The sequence below is a fragment of the Aureimonas jatrophae genome (genome assembly GCF_900104035.1).
GTDB lineage: Bacteria > Pseudomonadota > Alphaproteobacteria > Rhizobiales > Rhizobiaceae > Aureimonas > Aureimonas jatrophae.
Genome location: NZ_FNIT01000002.1, coordinates 542,467 through 564,549 on the forward strand (window position 1 = coordinate 542,467; position 22,083 = coordinate 564,549).

At 70.0% G+C, this 22,083-nt stretch carries 21 protein-coding genes; 6 read left to right on the plus strand and 15 right to left on the minus strand.

Features of this window, described 5'->3' with window-relative positions; genetic code table 11:
- Positions 1-43: 43 nt before the first annotated feature.
- Entirely contained in the window at positions 44-1,066 is a 1,023-nt protein-coding gene (locus BLQ76_RS06960; RefSeq protein ID WP_090670904.1) for a zinc-dependent alcohol dehydrogenase, read from the minus strand.
- 161 nt (positions 1,067-1,227) lie between these two features.
- Between BLQ76_RS06960 and ribA the strand changes: the two genes are divergently transcribed.
- The 6 genes from ribA (at position 1,228) to BLQ76_RS06990 (ending at position 7,422) form a co-directional block, all read left to right on the plus strand.
- The gene (gene ribA / locus BLQ76_RS06965; protein WP_090670907.1) at positions 1,228-2,355 is read left to right on the plus strand and encodes a GTP cyclohydrolase II RibA; all 1,128 of its coding nucleotides are present in this window, start codon (positions 1,228-1,230) and stop codon (positions 2,353-2,355) included.
- A 5-nt stretch (positions 2,356-2,360) separates the two neighbouring features.
- The gene (locus BLQ76_RS06970; protein ID WP_090670910.1) at positions 2,361-3,149 is read left to right on the plus strand and encodes a CDP-alcohol phosphatidyltransferase family protein; all 789 of its coding nucleotides are present in this window, start codon (positions 2,361-2,363) and stop codon (positions 3,147-3,149) included.
- Positions 3,146-3,925: an FkbM family methyltransferase gene (locus tag BLQ76_RS06975; protein ID WP_090670913.1), complete on the plus strand. Its 780-nt coding sequence runs from the start codon at positions 3,146-3,148 to the stop codon at positions 3,923-3,925. Before BLQ76_RS06970 ends, BLQ76_RS06975 begins: the two co-directional genes overlap by 4 nt.
- A complete protein-coding gene (locus BLQ76_RS06980) occupies positions 3,922-5,583 on the plus strand; it encodes an alkaline phosphatase family protein (protein ID WP_090670916.1) in 1,662 nt (553 codons plus the stop codon). The genes BLQ76_RS06975 and BLQ76_RS06980 overlap by 4 nt, the downstream gene beginning before the upstream one ends.
- Positions 5,580-6,404, plus strand: a complete 825-nt coding sequence (locus BLQ76_RS06985; protein ID WP_244519502.1) for a RibD family protein — start codon at positions 5,580-5,582, stop codon at positions 6,402-6,404. The genes BLQ76_RS06980 and BLQ76_RS06985 overlap by 4 nt, the downstream gene beginning before the upstream one ends.
- Before the next feature lie 82 nt (positions 6,405-6,486).
- A complete protein-coding gene (locus tag BLQ76_RS06990; RefSeq protein ID WP_090670919.1) occupies positions 6,487-7,422 on the plus strand; it encodes a dihydrodipicolinate synthase family protein in 936 nt (311 codons plus the stop codon).
- Here BLQ76_RS06990 and BLQ76_RS06995 read toward each other — a convergent pair.
- From BLQ76_RS06995 to BLQ76_RS07060, 14 genes are all read right to left on the minus strand, one after another.
- Positions 7,419-8,153 (minus strand): SDR family NAD(P)-dependent oxidoreductase, encoded by a 735-nt coding sequence (locus tag BLQ76_RS06995; RefSeq protein WP_090670923.1) that lies wholly within the window; start codon positions 8,151-8,153, stop codon positions 7,419-7,421. The genes BLQ76_RS06990 and BLQ76_RS06995 overlap by 4 nt on opposite strands.
- Complete coding sequence (locus tag BLQ76_RS07000; protein WP_090670927.1) at positions 8,150-9,226, minus strand: Gfo/Idh/MocA family protein; 1,077 nt, start codon at positions 9,224-9,226, stop codon at positions 8,150-8,152. The genes BLQ76_RS06995 and BLQ76_RS07000 overlap by 4 nt, the downstream gene beginning before the upstream one ends.
- An 11-nt stretch (positions 9,227-9,237) precedes the next feature.
- The gene (locus tag BLQ76_RS07005; protein ID WP_244519503.1) at positions 9,238-10,182 is read right to left on the minus strand and encodes an ABC transporter permease; all 945 of its coding nucleotides are present in this window, start codon (positions 10,180-10,182) and stop codon (positions 9,238-9,240) included.
- Between the two features lie 13 nt (positions 10,183-10,195).
- Complete coding sequence (locus BLQ76_RS07010) at positions 10,196-11,170, minus strand: ABC transporter permease (protein ID WP_090670929.1); 975 nt, start codon at positions 11,168-11,170, stop codon at positions 10,196-10,198.
- 31 nt (positions 11,171-11,201) lie between these two features.
- Positions 11,202-12,749, minus strand: a complete 1,548-nt coding sequence (locus BLQ76_RS07015; RefSeq protein ID WP_244519504.1) for an ABC transporter substrate-binding protein — start codon at positions 12,747-12,749, stop codon at positions 11,202-11,204.
- Between the two features lie 88 nt (positions 12,750-12,837).
- Positions 12,838-14,397 (minus strand): ABC transporter substrate-binding protein, encoded by a 1,560-nt coding sequence (locus BLQ76_RS07020; protein ID WP_090670935.1) that lies wholly within the window; start codon positions 14,395-14,397, stop codon positions 12,838-12,840.
- Between the two features lie 15 nt (positions 14,398-14,412).
- Positions 14,413-15,477 (minus strand): Gfo/Idh/MocA family protein, encoded by a 1,065-nt coding sequence (locus BLQ76_RS07025; protein WP_090670939.1) that lies wholly within the window; start codon positions 15,475-15,477, stop codon positions 14,413-14,415.
- A complete protein-coding gene (locus BLQ76_RS07030; RefSeq protein WP_090670942.1) occupies positions 15,474-16,385 on the minus strand; it encodes an NAD-dependent epimerase/dehydratase family protein in 912 nt (303 codons plus the stop codon). The genes BLQ76_RS07025 and BLQ76_RS07030 overlap by 4 nt, the downstream gene beginning before the upstream one ends.
- Positions 16,382-16,876, minus strand: coding sequence for an ureidoglycolate lyase (locus tag BLQ76_RS07035; RefSeq protein WP_170842503.1), 495 nt, complete (start codon positions 16,874-16,876; stop codon positions 16,382-16,384). The genes BLQ76_RS07030 and BLQ76_RS07035 overlap by 4 nt, the downstream gene beginning before the upstream one ends.
- The gene (locus tag BLQ76_RS07040; RefSeq protein WP_244519505.1) at positions 16,873-17,820 is read right to left on the minus strand and encodes a polysaccharide deacetylase family protein; all 948 of its coding nucleotides are present in this window, start codon (positions 17,818-17,820) and stop codon (positions 16,873-16,875) included. The genes BLQ76_RS07035 and BLQ76_RS07040 overlap by 4 nt, the downstream gene beginning before the upstream one ends.
- The gene (locus tag BLQ76_RS07045) at positions 17,820-18,836 is read right to left on the minus strand and encodes a succinylglutamate desuccinylase/aspartoacylase family protein (RefSeq protein WP_090670945.1); all 1,017 of its coding nucleotides are present in this window, start codon (positions 18,834-18,836) and stop codon (positions 17,820-17,822) included. Before BLQ76_RS07045 ends, BLQ76_RS07040 begins: the two co-directional genes overlap by 1 nt.
- On the minus strand, positions 18,817-19,296 hold the full coding sequence (locus BLQ76_RS07050) for a VOC family protein (protein WP_244519506.1): 480 nt from the start codon (positions 19,294-19,296) through the stop codon (positions 18,817-18,819). Before BLQ76_RS07050 ends, BLQ76_RS07045 begins: the two co-directional genes overlap by 20 nt.
- A gap of 15 nt (positions 19,297-19,311) precedes the next feature.
- A complete protein-coding gene (locus BLQ76_RS07055) occupies positions 19,312-20,502 on the minus strand; it encodes a pyridoxal phosphate-dependent aminotransferase (protein ID WP_244519507.1) in 1,191 nt (396 codons plus the stop codon).
- Entirely contained in the window at positions 20,499-22,031 is a 1,533-nt protein-coding gene (locus BLQ76_RS07060) for a carboxypeptidase M32 (RefSeq protein ID WP_090670950.1), read from the minus strand. The genes BLQ76_RS07055 and BLQ76_RS07060 overlap by 4 nt, the downstream gene beginning before the upstream one ends.
- Positions 22,032-22,083: the final 52 nt, after the last annotated feature.

Here is a 22,083-nt window from a genome sequence, read left to right on the forward strand (position 1 = left end):
TGGGCCTTGTGTCTGGGAGGGGAGGGGTGCGACGGCCCGTTCGTCAGGCGCGATAGCGGATGCGATGGCACAGGGTGCCCGGATCGGCGAGGATCCGGGCGTAGTCGCGGTCGAGTTGCCCGAAGATCGTTTCACCCGAGAACAACCGATCGAGCGCGGGATCGGCGAGAAGCGCGAGCGCCGTTTCGAGGCGACGGCGCGTCGACCATCGGGCTCGCCGGTGCGCCGGGACATGGCCGACCTGCGACGAGACGAGGCTGAGGCGCCGCGCGTGGAAGGCGCCGCCGAGCGACATCTCCACCGGCGTGGTGCCGAACCAGCTCGCCTCCACGACCCGCGCTTCGAAGCCGGCGCAACCCAGAGCCACCGCGACGCCGGACGGGTGACCGGACGCGTGCACCACGACGTCGCGATCGGTGGGAGAGTCGTCCGGCGCCTCGACCGGGCAGGGCCAGCCGGCAAGACGCGTTCGGCGCGCCGTGTCCGGGTCGACGAGGGCGACCTCAGTGCCGGGAATACGGGACATCAGATAGGCGACGAGGCAGCCGACAAGCCCGGCACCGACCACGGCCACGCGGTCGCCGGACTCGACCCGGGCGTCCCATACCGTGTTCAGCGCGGTTTCCATGAAGGGGGCGAGCACGGCCCGCTCGGGCGGCACGTCGTCCGGCACGAGGTACACCGCATCGGCTGGCACGAAGATGTGATCCTGGTGCGGATGCAGGACGAAGGCCACGCGGCCCTGCAGCGCCTCCGGGCCGGTCTCCACCCGACCGACGAGGCTGTAGCCGTATTTCACCGGAAACCGGAAGTCTCCGTCCTGCATCGGAGCACGCATGCGCTCGTGCTCCGAGGGCGGCACGAGGCCACCGAAGACGAGCCGTTCCGTGCCCCGGCTGATCGCGCCGAACAGGCTGCGGATCCGGCAGTTCGCCGCATCGGGCGGCGTGAGTGCACTGGTGCGGAACTCGGCGCGTCCGGCCGCGACGATCCAGAGCGCCGTCGCCCGGTCCGAGGCGTCGACCAGCGGCGCCTGGTGTCTGCTATGCGCGGCGGTGATCCCCATGCTCCTTTTTTCGACCCGGTCCTGCGACCGAGCGTCTCCTGCTCGCGAAGTCGTTTAGTTGGCTATCTGGATAAGCCGTCTGCGTCGTCTAGCTGTCACAACTTGGCTGAGCGAACCATCGGTTTGGCCCGGCGGGTTTCGGGTCGCAGGAGTAACGATTCATGGCGAAGGGCAGTTCGGACATCCTGTTCGACCGGGCCGACCGTCGCAGCGAGACGGCGAAGATCAACAGCGAGCGCGCGGTCGCCGAGCTGCGATACGGCCGGCCAGTTCTCCTGCGATTCGAAACCGGAACCGTTGCCGTTCTGGCGCTGGACTGCGTTGCGCCGGACGACCTTCGCCGCTTTCGCGGCTCCGGCCCCGATCGTGTGAGCCTGTACCTGACCGCGTATCGCGCCCGCTCGCTCGGCCTGTCGACGCTGGGGCCCGTGGCGCTCGCGATCGGCGCAGCGGACTTCGAGACCGTTTCTCGCCTCGCCTACGGCACGAAGGCGGCGAGCGACGTCGAATGGCGGCCGGCGCCGGAATGGTCGTGCCTCGCCGACCTCGCGAGCCTGGCCTTGCTCTTACCCGCGTTCCTGTGCCGGCAGGCGCTGCCGGGCGACCCGGCCTTCGCCGGCTGCCTTTCGCTCGGCGCGGACGAGTTGCGCGAGGCGATGGCACATGAGGCCCGCTTCAGCGAGATCGCGCGCACGCGTGTTCCGCTGCGCGACGTGACCGCGGAAACGCGCTTCGTGATCTTTCGGGGCGGCCTTGCCCAGCGCGACCAGCTCGCCATTGTGGTGGGCGAGCCCGACGTCTCACGGCCCGTTCCGGTGCGCATCCATTCCTCCTGCATCACCGGCGATCTCTTTGCCTCGCTGAAGTGCGACTGCGGCGACCAGTTGCGCGAGGGGCTACAGCTCATCGCGCAGCGGGGCGGCGGCGTCCTGTTGTATCTCGATCAGGAAGGGCGCGGGACGGGTCTGGCCGCGAAGATGCGGGCCTATGGGCTGCAGCACGCCGGTTTCGACACGATCGACGCCGATGCCGAACTCGGCTTCGAAGCGGACGGACGGCGCTACGGCGCGGCGGTGTCCATGCTGCGCGCGCTCGGCATCGGCGCGGTGGAGTTGCTGACCAACAATCCCGCCAAGATCGCCGCCCTGGAAGCGGCCGGCATCGAGGTGCGCGCCCGGACGGCGGTTCTGGGTGCCATCACGGCGGAGAACCGGAACTATCTCGTGACCAAGACCCGGCGCGGCGGCCACCTCCTCGACTGGCCGGCCATCGCCGCCAACCACGGGTAAGGGACATGGTCGCCGATCCTTATCAGGCGCCGGTGCGACGCGGCGCGCTTGCCCTTCCATCCCTGCGGCTCGGCGCCTCGCCGCTCGCGGGAGCGCTCGCAACCCTGTCGGCTACCGCCGCGCTGGTCTTGCTGTCGAGCGCCGCGCTGGCGACGAACCTCGCGACAGGCTGGCCGCTCCTGCCGGCGGCGCTGTTCCTGTTCCTGCCGATCGGGTTTCTGGTTCTGCGCTTCCTGGATGCCCATCCCCATTCCCGCTTCGGCCCGGCCAACGTGGTCACGGTTCTGCGCGGTGGCATGGCGGCACTGATCGGCGCCTTCGTCTGGGAGTCCGAGCATCTGGACGGCTCGGGCGGCGAGCCGCTTCTTTGGGGACTGGCGGCCGCGACGGTGATCGCGCTGTCGCTGGACGGGCTGGATGGCTGGCTGGCCCGGCGCACCGGCCTCGCGTCGTCGTTCGGCGAGCGGTTCGACATGGAAACCGACGCCTATCTCATTCTCGTTCTCTGCGCGCTGGCTTATGCGAGCGAGAAGGCCGGGGCCTTCGTGATGCTGATCGGGCTGATGCGCTACGGCTTCTGCCTGTGGGCGGCCGCCGACGCGCGGCTGCGACGCCCGCTCGGTCCGTCGCTGCGGCGCAAGACGGTCTGCGTTCTCCAGATCGCGCTTCTGTGCCTCGTGCTCCTGCCGGCCGTATCCCCCGACATCTCGAACGCGCTGGCCGCCGTCGCGCTGGCGATGCTCGCGTGGTCCTTTGCGGTGGACGTCGCAGCGCTCCTGCGCCGGCCCGCATGACCGCGACCGTCCTGCATCGCCTCGGCATCCGGCCGGCCACGCTGGGCCTTTGGCGCTCGATCCTGATCTATCGCGGCCAGTTCTGGAGACGGCGCGCGTTGGAGCGCTTCTGCCGCACGCTCGTGCGACCGGGCGACCTCGCCTTCGACATCGGGGCCCATGTGGGCAACCGCTCCGAAGCCCTCGCGCGGGCCGGTGCCCGCGTCGTCGCCTTTGAGCCGCAACCGCGCTTGGCCGACTTTCTGGAGCGTCGCGTCGCGAACGGTCCGATCCGGCTCGACCGCCGCGCGGTGGGGGCCGAGGCCGGACGCGCGGAACTCGCCATCGCGCCGCGCCATCCGACCGTCTCAACCTTATCGGCCGACTGGCGCCGGCGCGTCGGCGAGGACCGGGGGTTTCGAGGTGTCGAATGGGCCGAGCGCGTCGAGGTGGAGGTCACGACGCTTGACCGGCTGATCGCGCAATACGGCGAGCCGGCCTTCTGCAAGATCGACGTGGAGGGTCATGAGGCCGAGGTGCTGGCCGGCCTGTCGCGCCCGCTCCGCTTGCTCGCCTTCGAGTATACGCCCGCAACCCTCGACATCGCCGAGCGCTGCCTCGACCGCCTCGCCGCGCTCGGGACCTACCGGTTCAATCTCGTGGTCGGCGAGAGCTTTCGCTATCGCCGTGCCGAATGGCTGCCCGCGGCCGCGTTTCGTGCGGCGCTCGCGCAGGAGGCCGGGCGCAACACGCGGTCGGGCGACGTCTACGCCCGCCTGGAGGAGCCGGAGCGGTGAAACGCGAGGCGAGGGCCGAGACCGCGATGCCGTTCGCGTCCGGCGTGGAACATCGCACGAGCGCCGGAGCCCTTGTCCGCGCCCTGATCGGTCTGGCGATCCTTCTGGCGGCCCTGGCCTTGCCGGAGCGTCCCGGCATAGTGGAGTGGGGACGCGTCCCGGTAGAGTGGTTCTGGGCGGCCGGTCTTCTGGCGCTCCTGCGCGGTCGCGCCTTTGCGCTGTTCGCGGCGCTGCTTCTCGCGCTGGCGGCTGCGGTGGCGGTCCTGAAGCTGGCGGATTGGGGAACGCTTCTTGCCTTCTCGCGGCCCTTCGATCCGGTCACCGACGGCCTGATCGTGGCCGCCGGCTGGCAGCTCCTGTCCGGCACGCTCGGACCGACGGCGGCCGCGCTCGCGGTCGGCGGGGCGCTTCTCGCCTTCCTCCTGGCGCTGGCTTTCGCCGCCTGGGGCCTGACCGGCCTTCGCCGGCTGGGCCGGCGGACCCGGGCGAGCCTCGGCTTCGGGGGAATCGGCCTGGGGGTCGCGGCCTCGGCACTGCTTCTCGCCGCGCCCGCGGGAGCGACCCGATGGCCGTTCTCGGCCGCTCTCGAGCCGTATCTCGCCGCCAAGACGAGCGACGTGCGCCGCTCGCTCGCCGCGCAGGCCGCCTTCGCGGATGAACTGGGCGACGATCCGCTTCAGGACAGGCCACCCGCTGGCCTGCTCTCGGCCCTTTCCGGGCACGACGTCCTCGTCCTGTTCGTGGAATCCTACGGCCGCAGCGTCGTCGAGGCGCCGGACTATGCCGGGCCTACGCTGCGCCGGCTCCAGACGGTCGAGGCGGAGCTGACAGAGGCCGGGATCGGCGCCCGCAGCGGCTGGATGAGCTCGCCCGTGTCAGGCGGGCAAAGCTGGCTCGCGCACGGCACCCTCCTGTCGGGCCTTTGGGTCGACAATCAGGCCCGCTATGCCGGCTTGATCGGCAGCCGGCGCGACAGCCTCAACCAGTTGTTCCGGTCTGCCGGGTGGCGCACCGTCGCCGCGATGCCGGCGATCACCATGCCGTGGCCGGAGGCTCGGTGGTTCGGCTACGACGAGGTTCTGGCCGCGCGTGAGCTCGACTATCGCGGACCGCCGTTCAACTGGGTGACCATGCCCGACCAATTCACCCTCCGGCGGATCGGCGACGTGATGGCGGCCTCCCGCGAGCCCGTGATGATCGAGGCGGCGCTGATCTCCAGCCACGCGCCCTGGACGCCGGTCCCCCGCATGGTGCCCTGGGAAGCGGTCGGAGACGGGCGCATCTTCGATGCTCAAGCCCGCTCCGGCGAGACGCCCGATGTGTTGTGGCGCGATCCCGCCAAGGTTCGTCGTAACTACGCGCTGACGATCGACTACGCGCTGGAGGCCGTCGGCTCGTTCATGGCGCGCTTCGGTCGCGGTGCCGTCGCCGTGGTCCTCGGCGACCACCAGCCGGCCGAGATCGTCACGGGCCCCGGGGCCTCGCGCGACGTGCCCTTTCATATCCTGTCCGCCGACCCGGCTGTGCTGCGCCGGGTCGACGGCTGGGGCCTGAGCGCCGGCATGGTTCCCGAAGCCGGGGGACCGAGCTTCCCGATGAGCGAGTTTCGCGAACGCTTCGTGCGCGCGATGAGCCAGCGCGCGGACGGCGCCTCGTGACCGCGAGTTCATTCCGGGTCGACGAGGCCGTATGGCGGGGCCTGCTTGCGCTTCGACGAGGCGAGACGCCGCAACGCGACCACGGGCAGGATCCGGCCTGGACGCTCTATGAGCCGATCGCGCGCCGGGATGGGCGTTCCTTTGTGGTCGCGCAGGTCGGCCAGAGCCTCGACGGACGGGTGGCCACGGTGGACGGCGACGCCATTCCCATCTCCGGCGCGGACGGCTTCGCCCATCTTCATCGCCTGCGCGCCCTGGCGGACGCCGTGATCGTCGGCGCGGGATGCGTGGTGGCGGACGATCCGCGCCTGACCGTGCGCGAGGTCGAGGGACCCTCGCCGGTGCGCGTCGTGATCGACCCGAGCGGACGTGTTCCCCCCGGCGCCAAGTGCTTGTCCGGGGAGGGCGGCGCCATTCTCGTGCGCGCCGAGGGGGGCACGCCGGTGGACGAGCCAACGAGTCTCTGCCTGCCGCGCGACGGCGACGGCCGGCTCTGCCCGCGCGCGCTTCTGGCGGCCCTTGCCCGGCGGTCGCTGCGCACGATCCTCGTCGAGGGCGGGGCGGCCACGATCCGCCACTTCCTTCAGGCGGGCTTGGTGGACCGGCTCCACGTCACGGTGGCGCCGATCGTCATCGGCTCGGGCGCGCCCGGTCTGCTGCTCGATCCCATCTCGCGCCTGTCCGAGGCCCTGCGTCCGCAGTGTCGCGTCATGCCGCTCGGCAGCGACACGCTGTTCGACTGCGCCTTCGATCGGGTATCCACCGACCCGCCCGCGCGCCTAGCCATCGGTTCCGTTCCGGATGCGGGCGGGATCTGGTAGGCGTCGGTCCGCCGACGATCCGTGCTGGACAACCGGAGCCTCCCTTCGTAATTTGTATACAATTATAAAACTGGAGGGGCGAATGACTGTCGGACTGAACGAGCGGGCCAAGGGCGTCTACGTGATCGCGGTGACGCCGTTCACCGATACCGGCGAGGTGGACATCGCCTCGATCGACCGGATGGTGGACTTCTACGAGGAGGCCGGCGTCGACGGCCTGACCGTGCTCGGCCAGCTCGGCGAAGCGCCCAAGCTCACCGCCGCCGAGTCGCGCCAGGTGGTGGAGCGGGTGCTCGAGCGCCTCCAGGGTCGCCTGCCTGTCGTGGTGGGCGTGTCGGCGCCGGGTCTCGCCCCCATGCGCGAGCTGGCCGACGCGGTGATGGGGGCGGGCGCGGCCGGCGTCATGGTGCTGCCACCCTGGACGCTGCGCACCGACGACCAGATCCACGGCTTCTACCGCTCGGTGGGCGAGGCGCTGGGCGACACGCCCTTCGTGCTGCAGGACTATCCGCTCACCACCAACGTCCAGATCGCGCCCGGCGTCATCGAGCGCATCGTGCGCGACGTGCCGACTTGTGTGATGCTGAAGCACGAGGACTGGCCGGGTCTGGCCAAGATCGGCGCCCTGCGCGCCGCCTCCGATGCAGGCCGCATGCGCCGCATCTCGATCCTGTGCGGCAATGGCGGCCTGTTCCTGCCCGAGGAGATGGAGCGCGGCGCGGACGGCGCGATGACCGGCTTCTGCTTCCCGGAGATGATGGTCGGCGTCTGCCGTCTGTTCGAGGCTGGCGAGCGCGAGGCGGCGCACCGCTTGTTTGCGGCCTATCTGCCGCTCGCGCGCTACGAGCAGCAGCAGGGGCTGGGCCTTGCCGTGCGCAAGTACGTGCTCGCCAAGCGCGGCGTGCTCGGCTCGGCCAAGCTGCGCGCGCCTGGACCGGCGCTCTCGACGGCCGACGTCGCCGACGTCGAGCGCCTTCTTGCCGCGCAGGAACGGCGTCTGGCCGAGATCGGCGCCTAGGGCGCACCCGCCAGCTCCTGCGACATGGCCCAGGCGTCGAGCCTCTGCCCGCTGAGCCCCTGCGGGCGTTCAACCGAGAGATGGCGGAAGGCCGGCACGAGGCGCGCCGGCTCGACCCAGCGCTCTTTCATCTCGGGCGCGTAGTTGCGCTCCGACATGGGGGTATGCATCGGCATTCCGGGCGTGATCGTGACCGAGGCGATGCCGTGCGGCGCGCCGGCCTCGGCCATCGACTTCGAGAAGCCTTCCAACCCGTGCTTGGCGGCGCAATAGGCGGCCTCGTCGCCGAAGCCCATGATGCCGGAGCGCGACGAGACGTAGACCAGCATGCCCCCGCCACGCCGCGCCATGCCGGGCCACACGGCCTGTGTCAGGAGAAAGGCGGCCTGGAGGCCGACATCGAGCGTGCGCCGAAAGCCCTCCAGCGTTTCACGCTCGAAGGCGATCGGGTTGAGGATCGCGGCGTTGTGGATCAGCGTGTCGATCTCGCCGACCGCGTCCCCGAACGCGCGCAGGGCGCACAGCGTGCTCTCGGCGTCCGAGAGGTCGGCCACCGCGAAGCGCGTCTCGGGTCCGCAGTCGCGCGCGACCGTCTCGAGACCCGTCGCGTCGCGGTCGATCAGAAGGAGCCGTGCACCGGCTTCGGCCAGATCGCGCGCGATCGCGGCGCCCAGCCCTTGTGCGGCGCCCGTCAGGAGAACCGTCTGCGGCTCGTGTCGGGTCGCGCTCATCGCGGCTCCTCGGCCAAGTCGATCCATCGCCGCTCACGGGTGGAGCGCTGGACGGCATCGAGAACGCGCTGGTTCGCCACGCCGTCCGCAAACGTCGCGCCCTCGCGCATCGGGCGGCCGTCGCGGATCGCCGATGTCAGCTCGCGCAGCGCCGCCACCACCGACACGTTCCAGATACCCTTGTTGAGACCGGGAAGCGCCGCGTCGGGGTCGTCCTGCGTCTCGTCCTGGAACGGCCCGCCGCCGCGCGAGACCAGAAGGCGCTCGGTCTCGTTGTCGAGCGTCGCCGTTCCGCGCGAGCCGAAGACCTCGGTCCGGTTGCCCATGTTGGACGCCGCGACGCCGCTCATGAAGACCTGCGCGAGCGCGCCGTTCGCCATTTCCAGCGTGAGATGGGCGAGGTCGTCGGCATCGGCCCGCCACGGCTCGCCCGTCCGCTTGTCGACCCGATCGGGAACGACGGTCAGCGCCTGGCCCACCACGGAGCGCACGGGGCCGAGCCACCAGCGCAGGAGGTCGACCTGATGGGAGCCGTTGGCACCGAGCCGGCCGCCGCCATGGCTCTTCAGCGACCACCAGTCGTTCTTCGGCCGGCTGGCGGGATCGGCCCAGGACGAGCCGATGTTGCTGATATTGACGTGACGGATCTCGCCGAGCTCGCCCTCCCGGATGAGGCGGGCGAGGTGGCGCCGGTTGGGGTTGAAGCGCAGCTCGTGGTCGATCATGCCGAGCCGCCCGGCCGCCCGCTGCGCCGCCAGCATGGCTTCGGCCTCGCCGGCGTCCAGTGCGGTCGGCTTCTCGCACAGGACGTGGGCGCCGCGCGCCAGCGCTTCCAGCGTCATCGGCGCATGGAGGTCGGCGGGCGTGGCAATGAGCGCGAGGTCGAGCCGCTCCTCGGCCAGCATGGCGCACCAGTCGTCGGTCGCGCGGGGGATCGCGAAGGCCCGGGCGGCTTCCGTGGCGCTTTCCAGCCGGCCCGACGCGATCGCGACGATCTCGGCGTCCTCGACGTGCCGGAGCGCGGGAAGATAGGCGGCGCGTGCGAAGCTCGCGCCGATGATGCCGATGCGCATGGGGTCTCCCGTCAGCCGGTGGTCTTGAGGCGGGGGTCGAGGAAGTCCCGCAACCAGTCGCCGAGGATGTTGAAGGACAGCACGGTCAGGACGATCGCCATGCCGGGATAGAAGGCGAGCCACCACTTGTTGGCGAGAAGCTGGTCGCGGCTTTCCGCCAGCATCGAGCCCCAGGTGGGAACCGACGGCGGCACGCCGAGGCCGAGAAACGACAGCCAGGCCTCCGACAGGATGACGCTTGCCACGTTGAACGAGGCGATCACCGTGAGCGGGGCGACGATGTTGGGCAGGATCGTGCGGAAGATCACCGAGACCGTGCGGTCGCCGAGCGCGCGCGCCGCCTCGACATATTCCTTCTCGCGCAAGGACAGCGTCTGCGCCCGCACGATGCGGGCATAGGTCACCCACTGCCCGATGCCGAGCACGATGATGATGTTGACGACGCCGGGGCCCAGCACCACGAGGAACATGATGGCGAGAAGGATGAACGGAAAGGCAAGCTGGATATCGCCGAGCCGCATCACGACGTCGTCGACCCAGCCGCCGAAATAGCCCGCCAGCAGCCCCGCGACGGTGCCGATCGTGCCGCCCACCAGGATCGCGCAGATGCCGACCAGCAGCGAGATGCGCGCGCCGTAGAGAAGCCGCGAAAGCACATCCCGGCCGAGCCCGTCGGTGCCCAGGAGATAGGTGCCGCCGCGCCGGGCCTCGGTCATCGGGTCGGCCAGGCGCAGCATGATGTTCTGGCGGTTCGGGTCGAAGGGCGAGACCTGCGGCCCGAACACGGCGGCGAAGACCACCACGGCGAGGATCGCGACGGCGACCAGCGGCCAGCGGGCGCCGACCATGGAGCGCACGGCACGCCGCAGCGCCTGCCGGCGCGTCGGCGGGGGCAGGAGCGAGGGGGCGGGCGCCTGCGCCTCGATGGTCGCCGGAGGAAGGGCCTCGACGGTCATGGTGCGAACCCCTTCACAGTTTCACGCGCGGGTCGATGCGGGCGTAGACGAGGTCCACCACGAGGTTCAGCGTGATGAACACCAGGGCCAGCACGATCACGGCCGCCTGGACCACGGGAATGTCGCGCTGGTTGATGGCGTTGAAGATGAGCCGCCCGATGCCGGGCCAGGAGAAGACCATCTCCACGACGACCACGCCGCCGAGAAGAAAGCCGAACTCGAGGCCCACCATGGTGACCACCGGCAGCCAGGCGTTGCGCAAGGCGTGATGCACCACGACGCGCCATTCCGAGAGGCCCTTGGAGCGGGCGGTACGCACGAAATCCTGGCCGAGCACCTCCAGCATGGAGGAGCGAACGAGCCGAGCGTTGCGCGACAGCGAGTAGAAGCCCACCGCCACGCCCGGCATGACGAGGTAGTAGAGCGCCTGCGGCAGCTGCCGGAAGGCCTCGACGACATGTCCCTCCAGAAGCGGCATCAGGAAGGGCACGTGGCCCGAGATCGGGAACCAGCGCAGCTGGAGGCCGAGGATCATGATCATCATGATGCCGAGCCAGAAGGAGGGAATGGACTGGCCGAGCATGCCGAGCGTCATGATCGAGCCGTCCACCGAGGTGCCGCGATTGAGCGCGGCGAAGACGCCGAGCGGGATGGCGAGCCCGATCGCGAAGAGCATCGCGAAGAGCGTCAGCTCGATCGTGGCGGGCAGCGCTTCCAGCACCGGCTCGATCGCCGGGCGCTTGAAGGCGAGCGAGGTGCCGAAGTCGCCCTGCACAAGGCGCCCGACGAAGGACAGGTACTGCTCGGGCAGCGGGCGGTCGAAGCCGAGCGCGGCGCGGGTCTGCTGGATCTCCGCCTCGCTCGCCCGCTCCGAGACGTAGAGATAGGTCGGGTCGCCGCCGATCTGGAGCGCCACGAAGGTGATCGCGGTGACGCCCACGATCACGATCAGGCTCTGGAGAAGGCGGCGAAGGAGGAAGGTGCCCATCAGACCCGTCCCTCATGGCGAGGGGCGACCCTCACGGAGCCAGCCTCGCCTCGAAGAGGTCGATCTCCTCGTCGCGCCGGGGCTGCCAGCTGATGCGGTGCGACACGCCGTAGAAGTCCGGCTGGAAGTAGAGCTGCAGCCAGGGTCCCTCCTCGTAGAAGAGCTTCAGCAGGCGGTTGATGGCCGGGCGCGCCGCCTCCACCGTATCGGCCTCCAGCGCGACCTTCCAGTCGGCGTACCAGCGCGGATCGTTCCAGCTCTGGTAGTTGGTCGTGGCGTCGGGGGTCGCAAAAAGGCTCATGTCGTAGAGCGGGTTCCAGGTGACGCCGCCCTGGCCGAGGAAGAAGAGCGGCGCCATCTTCTTGGCGCGCAGCAGGGGCGAGTAGACCGAGGCCCATTCCAGGAGTTCCACATCGGTCTCGACGCCGATGTCGGTGAGGTACTGGCCGATCGCCTGCACGACGTTGGCGTCGTTGAGATAGCGTCCGCGCGGACCCTGAAGCGTGGTGCGGAAGCGCACGCCATCGGCGCCCCTGGGATAGCCGGCCTCGTCGAGGAGCTTTTCCGCCATGTCCGGGTCGTAGGGCACGGGCTGGAGCGTCGGATCGTCGTTGGGCGGGTTCACGAGGCTCGTCGCGCGGCGGCACTCGGTGCCGAGCAACTGCGTGCAGATGCCCGGAACGTCCACGGCGTATTGCAGGGCCCAGCGGACCTTGGGGTCCTGGATCTCCCGGCCGCCCGGCAGGCTCTTCGCCGCCTCCGACAGGTTGAAGCCGACCTGCATGCGCCGCGTGCCGTTGACCTTCGCGACGCTCGCCGTGCCCGAGCCGTCGATCGCGCCGATCTGGTCGGGCGCGACGTTGGTGATGAGGTCGACGTTGCCGGCGATCAGCTCGGCGGTGCGCGTCGAGGCCTCGGGGATGATGCGCCAGACGATCTTCGAGAAGTTCGCCGGCTCCTGGCGCTTCTCCAGCACGATCTGCGAGCCGCGATCCCAGCGCGCGAGGCGATAGGAGCCCGAGGCGACGGGGCGGATCGCCGCCTCGTCGAGCGTCATCTTTTCGTAGCTGTCGCGGCAGTGGACGTAGACCTGCGCCATCATGCCGAGCGCGAGCGTCGTCTTGGCGGCGAGGTTGATGCGCACGCGTCGCTCGTCCAGCGCCTCGGCCGACCGGAAGCCGAGCGTCGTGTAGACGAAGCCGGCGGAGTTGCCGGTGAAGTTTTTGGACTTGTCGGCCGGCCGGTTGAACGAATAGGCGACGTCGTCCGCCGTCAGCGGCTCGCCGTCCTCGCAGGTTAGGCCGGGCTTGATCGTGAACGTGTAGGCGCGCCCGTCCGCGCTGACCTCGGTGGACTCGGCGAGATAGGGCTTGATCTCGCCCTCGAAGTTCACGGTGAAGAGCGTCGCGAAGATGTGCTTGGCGATGTTGGCGTTGTCGCGCGAGGAGATCTGCGCGGGATCGAACGAGGAGGCATCGGCCGACAGGCCGACCACCAGCGTGTCGTCGGGCGGGGCTGCGAAAACGGGCGCCGCCAGGAGGGGGAGGAACAGAAGGGATGCGGGAAGAAGGCTGCGCACGGTCGTCAATCCTTGGTCAGAAGGGGTCGAGACGTCTGCTGGTCGAACCGCGCGGGGGACCTCCCCATCCCCCGCGCGGACAGGATGGCTACTTCGCGAGGCCGACGTCGAAGAGGTAGAGCTTCTCGTCGCGCCGCGGCGTGAAGTCGACGCGCTTGGAAACGCCGTAGAAGTCGGGCTGGAAGTAGAGAAGCAGCCAGGGGCCGTCGTCGTAGAAGACCTTGAGCATGCGATCGATGATCGGGCGCCGCTCCTCGTCGGTCTTGGCGGCGGCGATCTCGGGCCAACCCGAGTACCAGCGCGGATCCGACCAGTTCGTGTAGTTCGTGCCCGACTCCGGCGTCGCGAGGTCGGTCATGTCGTAGAGCGGGCTCCAGGTTCCACCGCCAGAGCCGAGCAGGAAGAGCGGGCCGGCGTCGTGCTTGGAGATCAGAGGCACGTAGACCGAGGCCCATTCCATGAGCTCGACCTCGGTCTTGACGCCGATGTCGCTGAGATACTGGCCGATCGCGAGCGCGACGTTCGCGTCGTTGAGGTAGCGGCCGCGCGGCGCCTGGAACTTCAGCTCGAAGCGCGTGCCGTCGGCCCCCCTGGGATAGCCGGCCTCGTCCAGCATCTTCTCGGCCGTGTCGGGGTCGTAGGGGTAGGGCGTCAGCGACTTGTTGTCGTTGGGCGGGTTCACGAGGCCGGTAGCGCGCGTGCACTCGAAGTTCAGAAGCTGCTGGCAGATCGCCGGCACGTCGATCGCGTATTGCAGGGCGCGGCGCACCTCCGGCTTCTGCACGGCGGCGCCGCCCGGCGTCGAGGCGAAGTCGGCGCGCTGGTTGAAGCCGGCATAGATGCGGCGCGTGCCCTGGACCTTCTTGACCTCGGCGGCGCCTGAGGCGTCGATGGCGCCGATCTGGTCGGGCGCGACGTTGGTAATGATGTCGACGTTTCCGGCGATCAACTCGGCCGAACGGGTCGAGGCTTCGGGGATGATGCGCCAGGTGATGGTCTTGAACTTCGCCTCGCCGTCCTTCCAGCGCTCCAGCTTCACCTGGCTGCCGCGATCCCAGGCCGCGAGGCGATACGGGCCGGAGGCGACGGGCTTGGCCGCGGCGTCGGCCAGACTCATCTTCTCGTAGCTATCCTTGCAGTGGATGAAGACCTCGGAGATCAGGCCGAAGGACACCGGGTTCTTCGTGCCGATGTTGATCTTCACCTCGCTGTCGGAGACCGCTTCCGCGCTCTTGAAGTCGATCGAGGTGAACACGAAGCCCGGCGTGTTGCCGGTGAAGGCGTTCTTCGGGTCGGCCGCCCGGTTGAAGGAATAGGCCGCATCCCCGGCCGTCAGCGCCTCGCCGTCCTCGCAGGTGAGCCCGGACTTCAGCTTGTAGGTGTAGGACAGGCCGTCCGGCGCCTCGGTATAGGATTCGGCCATCTGCGGCACGATCTGGCCTTCGGGATCGACCTCGTAGAGCGTCCCGAAGATGTGCTTGGCGATGTTGGAGTTGTCGCGCGAGGAGATCGCCGCCGGGTCGAAGGTCGAGGCGTCGGCCGAGATGCCGACGATGATCGTGTCTTCGGGGGGCGCGGCTCTGGCGCCCGGCGGCGCAACCAGGGCGCCTGCAGCGAGCGCTGCCAGGAGGAGACGGCGGGAGGTCATGATCGGCGTCCTTTCTCAAGCTGTCGGGTTGGCATGGGGCATGCGGTCGGCCACCGGCGGGAGGAGCCGGGGATCGTCCATCGGGATCGCCTGTCCGCTCCGCGAGGACAGGATGCAGGCTTCCACCATGCGCAGCGAGCGCAGGTGGTCGGCGCCCGAACAGGGCAGCGCGGTCTCGCCGGCGAGCGCGCGGCGAAAGGCGATGAGAAGGGCCGCCGCGTCGTCGATCCACTGCCGGTAGGGGGGCAGGGGAACCGCGGTTTCGCGCTCGTCGTCGCGCCGCGCGAAGCTGAGCTCGCCGAACTGGTCGCGCTGGAGCACGACGCCCCGCTCGCATTCGTGGCGCCACTCGAAGGCGGGGCGGCGCCAGTTCGCGGCCCAGGTGCCCTGGTAGTTCACCTCGATCCCGTTCCCGAAGGTGACCAGCGCCGAGACGTTGGCGTCGTCGCGGTACATCGACCAGGGCGGGTTGAAGGTGCGGGCATAGATGCGCACCGGCTCCGCGCCGTAAACGTGGCGCAGAAGGTCGAGATGGTGGATCGACTGCTCCCACAGCATGGGCTGCGCCATCTCGAGCGGGTACTTGTTGAGATGGGCCTGGTGGCCGTCGCGCCAGCGCTCGTAGGTGAAGCGCGAGAAGGCCGGCCGGCCCACCTCGGACGCGAAGAGCCGACGCGTGGCTTCCGTCACCGCGAGAAAGCGGAAGTTCAGCCCGACCATCAGCGGCACGCCCGCCGCCTCGGCCGTCGCCACGTGCCGCGCGGCCTCCGCCAGCGTGTCGGCGAGCGGCTTCTCGGCCAGGATCGCAAGACCGGCGCGGCAGGCGGCCTCGATCTGCGCCGCGCGTCCGCCGGGCGGGGTCGCGAGCAGCACCGCGTCGGCCTCGATACCGGCGATCTCGTCCAGCGAGGCGAGAAGCGCAGCACCCGGGCAGCGGGCACCCGCCGCCTCCCGCCGCTCGGCAACCGGGTCCATCAGGGCGACGACGCACGCCTCAGGGTCGGCCTCGATGACGTCGAGCCAGTAGCGCGAGCGCGCGCCGAGGCCGACGAGGACGATGCGAAGGACCCCTCCGGTCATGCGGCGGCCTTTCGCGGGAGAAGCGAGACAAGGCCCGTCTCGATCGGCGTCCAGGCAAAGTCCGCGAGTTCGCCGCGCCGCGAGACCATGGGTCGGCGCGGAGGAGCAAGTGGCGCCTCCGCGATCCGGGCGCCCAGTCCGTGATGGCGGGCGATGCGTCCGGCGAGCGCGGCATCGTCCATCGCCTCGCCCGAGGTAAGGTGCAGGAGGCCCGTCGTCTCGGCGCGGAGAAGCTGGTCTATCGCGGGCGCAAGGTCCGGCGCGAACGTCCAGTCGCGCCGCGACAGCGCGTTCTCGACCAAGGGGGAGCGACCGGCGGACGCCTCCGCGATCCACGTCGTCACCGGCGACAGCCGCGCGCGGCTCTCGCGCGGCGCCTCGTGGGGACCGAAGACGGGGCCGAGCCGCAGCGTCAGTCCCATCACGCCGGCGGGCAGCAGCGTCTCCATCGCCAGCTCGCCCATGCGCTTGGCGACGCCGTAGGGATGGGCGGCATCCGGCGTCGCGCTCTCGTCGAGCGGCCGGCTTGGCTCGCCTCCCGCCTCGAAGACGCCGGACGACGACAGAAACAGGAGACGCCGCGCTCCACCGCGCGATGCGAACTCGACCGCCGACAGGAGCGGCTCGAGGTTGAGCCGAACGAAGGCCGCGACGGACAGGCCGAGCGCCTCAGGGGGCGTCGTCAGGGCGGCGGCGTGAATGAGCGCGTCGAAGCCGTGGCCGGCGCCCTCCATCGCGGCGGCCGAGACCTCGCCCACCACGAGCCGCGCGGCGCCGAGGCGGCGACGCGTCGCGGCGTCGAAGGCGCGATCGAGCGCGGTCACGCGCCAGCCGAGCGCGGCGAGACCTTCCGCCAGATGCGCGCCGACGAAGCCGCCCGCGCCGGTGAGGAGCAGCGTGCCGCTCATGCGAAGGCGGGCTCCGGTTCGATGCGGATCGGTGGAACGGGTAGGAACACGTCGTCGTCGGCGCGTCCGCGCCACATCAGGACGGCGAAGCTCGCCGCGCGACCGAGGGCGCGGGCACCGGCATGCCAGACGCCGCGTCCGTAGACGACGCCGACGCCGCTTGGCGCGACGAAGGAGCGAACGGCGGACAGGTCCGGCTTGCCGCTCGGGGTCGAGGGCGCCACCACGACGAGGAAGCGCCCCGCATCCAGCGGCACGAAGCCTTGAGCCGCGTGCGGGTGGCGCTCCAGAACCGCGATCTCGTGCGGCAGCGCGACCGGGGCGACGAGGTTGGTATGGAAGACGGGGGCGAGGTCCTGCTCCGATGGCTCGGGATGCAGAAGCGCGTCGAAGCGGCAACGCTCGCCCACCGTGCCGGGCGGCGCGATCAGGGCGCCGAAGGGCCGGAAGGCCTCCGCCGTCAGCGGCGCACAGGCGACGGCGCGCGTCACGACGCGGCCCTTTCCGCTGTTCGCACAGGCGGCACGGCGGCGCGCCAGTGGGCGGCGATCTCGCCGCGCCGGGCGACCCAGGCGCCTTGCGAGCGCGCCACATGGTCGAGAAACAGCGTCAGGCCCGAGGCGCGGCCGGGATGGCCGACGACACGCGGGTGGAGGCCCACCGACATCATGCGCGGCGCCTCGCGGCTGTCGGCCAGCAGCGTGTCGAAGCTCTCGATCAGGAACTCGCCGTAGTCGCGCCCCGTCACCCAGCCGCCTTGCAGGAACTTCGCGTCGTTGGTGACAAGCGAGTAGGGCACGACGAGGTGGGGCTGGCCGGACACCTCGGTCCAGTAGGGGATCTCGTCGTTGTAGGCGTCGGAATCGTAACGGAAGCCGCCGTGCTCGACGAGGAGGCGGCGCGTGCGGGGCGAGCGGCTGTAGCGGCAGTACCAGCCTTCCGGCGGTCGGCCGGTCGTGCGCGCGACGCTCTCGAAGGCCTCGGCGATGTCGCGGCGCTCGGCCGCCTCGTCGATGAGATAGTGCTCGATCCACCGCCGCCCGTGGCAGACGACGTCCCAGCCGCTCTCGCGCACCGCCGCCGCCACCTGCGGGTTGCGCTCCAGCGCGAGCGCCGCGGCGAAGACCGTGAGCGGCAGGTCGCGCTCGCGGAACATGCGGTGGAGGCGCCAGAAGCCGACGCGGCTGCCGTATTCGTACATGCTCTCGGAGGCGAGATCGCGCTCGCCCACCGGCACGCGCGGCTGCGCGATCTCGATCAGCGCCGTTTCGGAGCGACCGTCGCCGTCGTCGAGCGAATATTCCGCGCCCTCCTCGTAGTTGAGCACGAAGTTGACGGCCAGGCCCGCCCCGCCCGGCCAACGTATGCTCGGCGGGCGGTCGGCATAGCCGACGAAGTCGCGCATCGAAGGTGCCGTGCCGCCCGCCCCGTCCATCAGTCGCGCGTTCCCTCGACCTTGCAGTAGAAGCAGCACCAGTCGCCCGTGTTGACGTTGGGCAAGGCGCGCAGGCCGAAGATCAGCCCGTCGGCGGGGGCCACGAGCTTGCCCATCTCGTCGCCGAAGACGTTGCGGATCGTGGCGATCGGATCGCCCTTCTTCATCAGCGTCAGGAACTTCGCGCCGGGCTCGGGGATGAAGATGCCGGACGCGGGAGCGAGCAGTGCCTCCTGCTGGCCCTTGTAGCGGGGCGAGGGGTAGACGGCCTCGCCCGGATACATCTTGTAGTGCCTGAGGATGTTGAGGATTGAGTTGGCGAGCTCGCGTCCCACATGGGCGAAGGCCTCCGGGCCGGTGGCCGAGCGACCGCCCAGCTCCACGGTGATGCCGGTCTTGCCGATCGCCTTCATCTGCGCCATGGGCGAGCCCTTGGGCAGGAAGTTCGACATGATGTTGCCCCAGCCCTCGCCCATGGCGAGCGCCAGTTCCACCGAGGCCGGCGTCTCGTCCACGAAGATCGCCTTGGCGAGATAGGAGTGGGCGCCGCCCGAGTGGATCGAGATCTCGAAGTCGGCGACCTCGCTCATCCACTGCGAATGCGCCCAGGCGACGCGCTCCGACAGGTATCCGTCGGCGCGGCCGGGATAGATGCGGTTCATGTCGAAGGAGAAGGTGTCGCCCGGGTTGCCGCGGTTGGCGGCCTCGAAGGCGAGAACGTTGAGCACCGGCACCATGACCAGCGTGCCAGCCAGCAGCTGCGGGTCCACCTCGCGAAGCGCGATCTGGCAGGCAAGCGGGCCCTCCGGCTCGTCGCCATGGATCGCGCCATCGACCCAGAAGACGGGGCCGGGCTTCACGCCGTTGACGACGACGAGCGGGATCTCGACCTTGGTGCCGCCAGCGAGCTCGGTGACGGGGATCACGCCGCGCACCACCTCGCCGGGCGCGGCGCTGGCCGTGCCGACCGTGACGGTGCGGGCCTGCGCGGGAGCGTCAGATGCCTTTGTAAGCATTGTACTTCTCGAGCTCTTCGGGGGTGTAGACCTGCATGAACTCGATCTCGACGCCGCCGGCGTCGTTGTCGAGAAAGGCGACGTAGCCCTCGGGATGGGGATGCGAGCCCTTCACGCCGCACGCCTTGCACAGGCGAAGGCTGGCCCCTTGCGCCTGCGCATGGTCGAGGGCCGCGTCGATGGAATCGACCTCGTAGCAGATGTGATGGAGCCCTTCCGCGCCGCGCTCCTCGATCCACTGGTCGAAGCGGCCGCCCTTCTCGAGCGACTGGCAGAGCTGGTACTCGATGCCCCCCAGGTTGAAGAGCGCGACGCGGTTCTTGGACTTCGGGTAGTCCGTGAGCACCGTGTCGGCAGGCACGTGGAGGAACTGCGCGTAGGCCTTCAGGGCCTCGGCCGCGTCGCGCACGGCAAACGCCATGTGCTTGATCGACCGGACGTTGGGATTGTCGGACTTCACGTTCAGGGACCCTCTTCAGGCGGCCGGAGCTCGGGTTTCGGATCGGATCGCGGCGATCACGCCACGCATGCGCGCGACCGCCTCTCGGATGCGGGGCACGGGCTGGGTCAGCGACATGCGCACGAAGTCGTCGGTGTGGTCGCCGTAGATCTGGCCGGGAAAGACCAGGACGCGGCCCTCGCGCAGCAGCCGCTCGCAGAAGGTCGTGGCGGGCAGGCCCGTCACCGACACGTCGGCATAGACGTAGAAGCCGCCCTGCGGTTCGGCATAGGGGATGCCGAGCGAGCGCAGACCCTCGCACAGCGCCTGGCGCCGCTCGTCATAGGTGCGGCGCATGTCCTCGACGCAGTCCTGCGGGCCGGTGAGGGCGGCAAGCGCGGCGTGCTGCGAGACCGAGGCGGTGGAGATCGCGAAGGCGTGGTTGATCTCGCTCATGGCCGGCACGAGCGCACGGGGCGCTGCGAAGTAGCCGATGCGCCAGCCCGTCATGGCATAGGCCTTCGAGAAGCCCGACAGCGTGATCGTGCGCTCCGCCATGCCGGGCAGCGCCGCCACCGGCTGGACGCGCTGGTTGCCGAAGGTGAGGCGGGCGTAGATTTCGTCGGAGACGACGATGAGGTCGTGCTCGATCGCGAGTTCCGCGATGCGGGCCACCTCGTCCGGCGGCGTCACGGTGCCGGTCGGGTTGTTGGGGTTGATGAGGACGAGGATCTTGGAGCGCGGCGTCAGATGGGCGCGCACCATCTCGGCCGTCAGCGTGAAGTTCGTCTCCATGGTCATGGGTACGGAGACGACGGTGGCATCGGCCAGTTCGGCCGCCTGGGAGTAGGGATTGTAGCCGGGGCAGGGCACGACGATCTCGTCGCCGGGATCGAGCAGCGCCAGGGCGATCACGAACATGGCGTGCTGGCCGCCCGGCGTCACCACGATCTGATCGGCGCCGTAGTCCGCCCCGCCGCGTCGGCGGATGTCGTCGGCGATCGCCTCGCGTAAGGGTGGCAGGCCGAGCGGGTGGCCATAATGCGTCTCGCCGCGCCCGAGCGCCTCCTGGCCCGCCTTCACGATATGGGCGGGCGTGTCGAGGTCGGGGTCGCCCCGGCCGAGCCGGATCACGTCGGGCAGCGTGGCCGCAATGTCGGCCATGCGCGTGACGAGATGGGCGTCCTTCAGCTTGACGCGGCGGGCGAGGCGGTCGGCAAGGCTCACGCGGCGTCTCCCAGGGCATAGAGTTCGCGATACTTGGCGGAAAGGTGCCGCAGGTACGGCTCGGGATCGAGCGCCCGGCCGGTCGCGCGGCGCAGGAGCTCGTCGCGCCCGTAGCGCCGCCCGTGCCGGTGGACGTGCTCGCCCATGAAGCGGCGCAGCGGCTCGTAGTCGGCGCGCTCGAGACCCGCCGCGACCTCGCCGTCCGCTTGCGCCGCCTCGAAGAGCTGGCCGGCCATGACGTTGCCGATCGTGTAGTTGCAGAACGTGCCGATCTGGCCCGACGACCAGTGGACGTCCTGGAGGCAGCCGAGCCGGTCGCTCGGCACGTCGAGCCCGAGATCGCGCTTCACGGCCGCGTTCCAGGCTTCGGGCAGATCACGAGGCTTCAGCGAGCCGTCGATCAGCGCGGCCTCGATCTCGGTGCGCAGCATGATGTGGAGGTCGTAGGTCAGCTCGTCCGCCTCGACCCGGATGAGACCCGGTCGGCAGCGGTTCACCGCGCGGTAGAACTCCTCCGCCGACACGTCGCCGAGCTGCTCTGGATAGGTCGCCTGGGCCTGCGGGAAGTGGCGCTGCCAGAAGGGGCGCGAGCGCCCGACATGGTTCTCCCACAGGCGCGACTGCGACTCGTGCGCCCCGAACGAGACGCCGCCGACCGCGTAGAGGCCGACGAGGTCGGTCGCGAGCGGCGTGCGCGTGTAGGCCTCGTCGACGCCCTGCTCGTAGAGGCCGTGGCCCGCCTCGTGCAACGCGCCGAAGAGACTGGCGGGCATGTAGTCGGGGTAGAAGCGCGTGGTGATGCGCACGTCGTTGCGCGTGAACGACACCTCGAACGGATGCACCGTCTCGTCGAGCCGGCCGCGCCCCAAGTCGTAGCCGACGCTTTCGGCAAGCTTGAGCGCGAAGGCGTGCTGCTTCTCCACCGGATAATGACGCTCCAGGAAGTCGAAGCGCGGCGGCTCGACGCGCGCGATCGCCGACACGAGCGGCACCAGCACCTCGCGCAACCGCGCATAGAGCGGCCGGAGCGTCGAGACCGTCTCGCCCGGCTCGAAGCGGTGCATCAGCGCGTCATAGGGGTGCTCGCTGTAGCCGATCGCCTCGGCCATGGCGCGGTTGATCTCGACCGTCTCCTCCAGGACCGGGAGGAAGAGCTGGAAGTCGGACCGGGCGCGCGCCTCCGCCCAGATGCGCTGACCGATGGTCCCAAGCTCCGCCCGGCGGCGCTGAAGGTCGGCGGGAATGGCGAGATGGTAGTCCACCGCCTCGCGCACCTGGGCGACGATCGTGCGCTCGACGCTGTCCTCGCCCGCACCCGCCGTCTCGCGCTCCGCCCCGTCCAGAAGCCGGCGCGTCTGGTCCGCGACCAGGAGGTCGCGGGCGAAGACCGCGAGCGTCGCGATCTGCTTGCCGCGCGTCTCGGTGCCGCCAGACGGCATCATCGTGCGGGCGTCCCACTTCAGGATGGACTCGGCGTTGAGCAGGTCGTTGACCTGTCCCATCGTGTCGAGCAGCTCGGCGTAACTCATGAAAGGCTCGGCTCTTTTCCGGCCCGGAAGGCCCCTTGCACGGGGCTTCCGG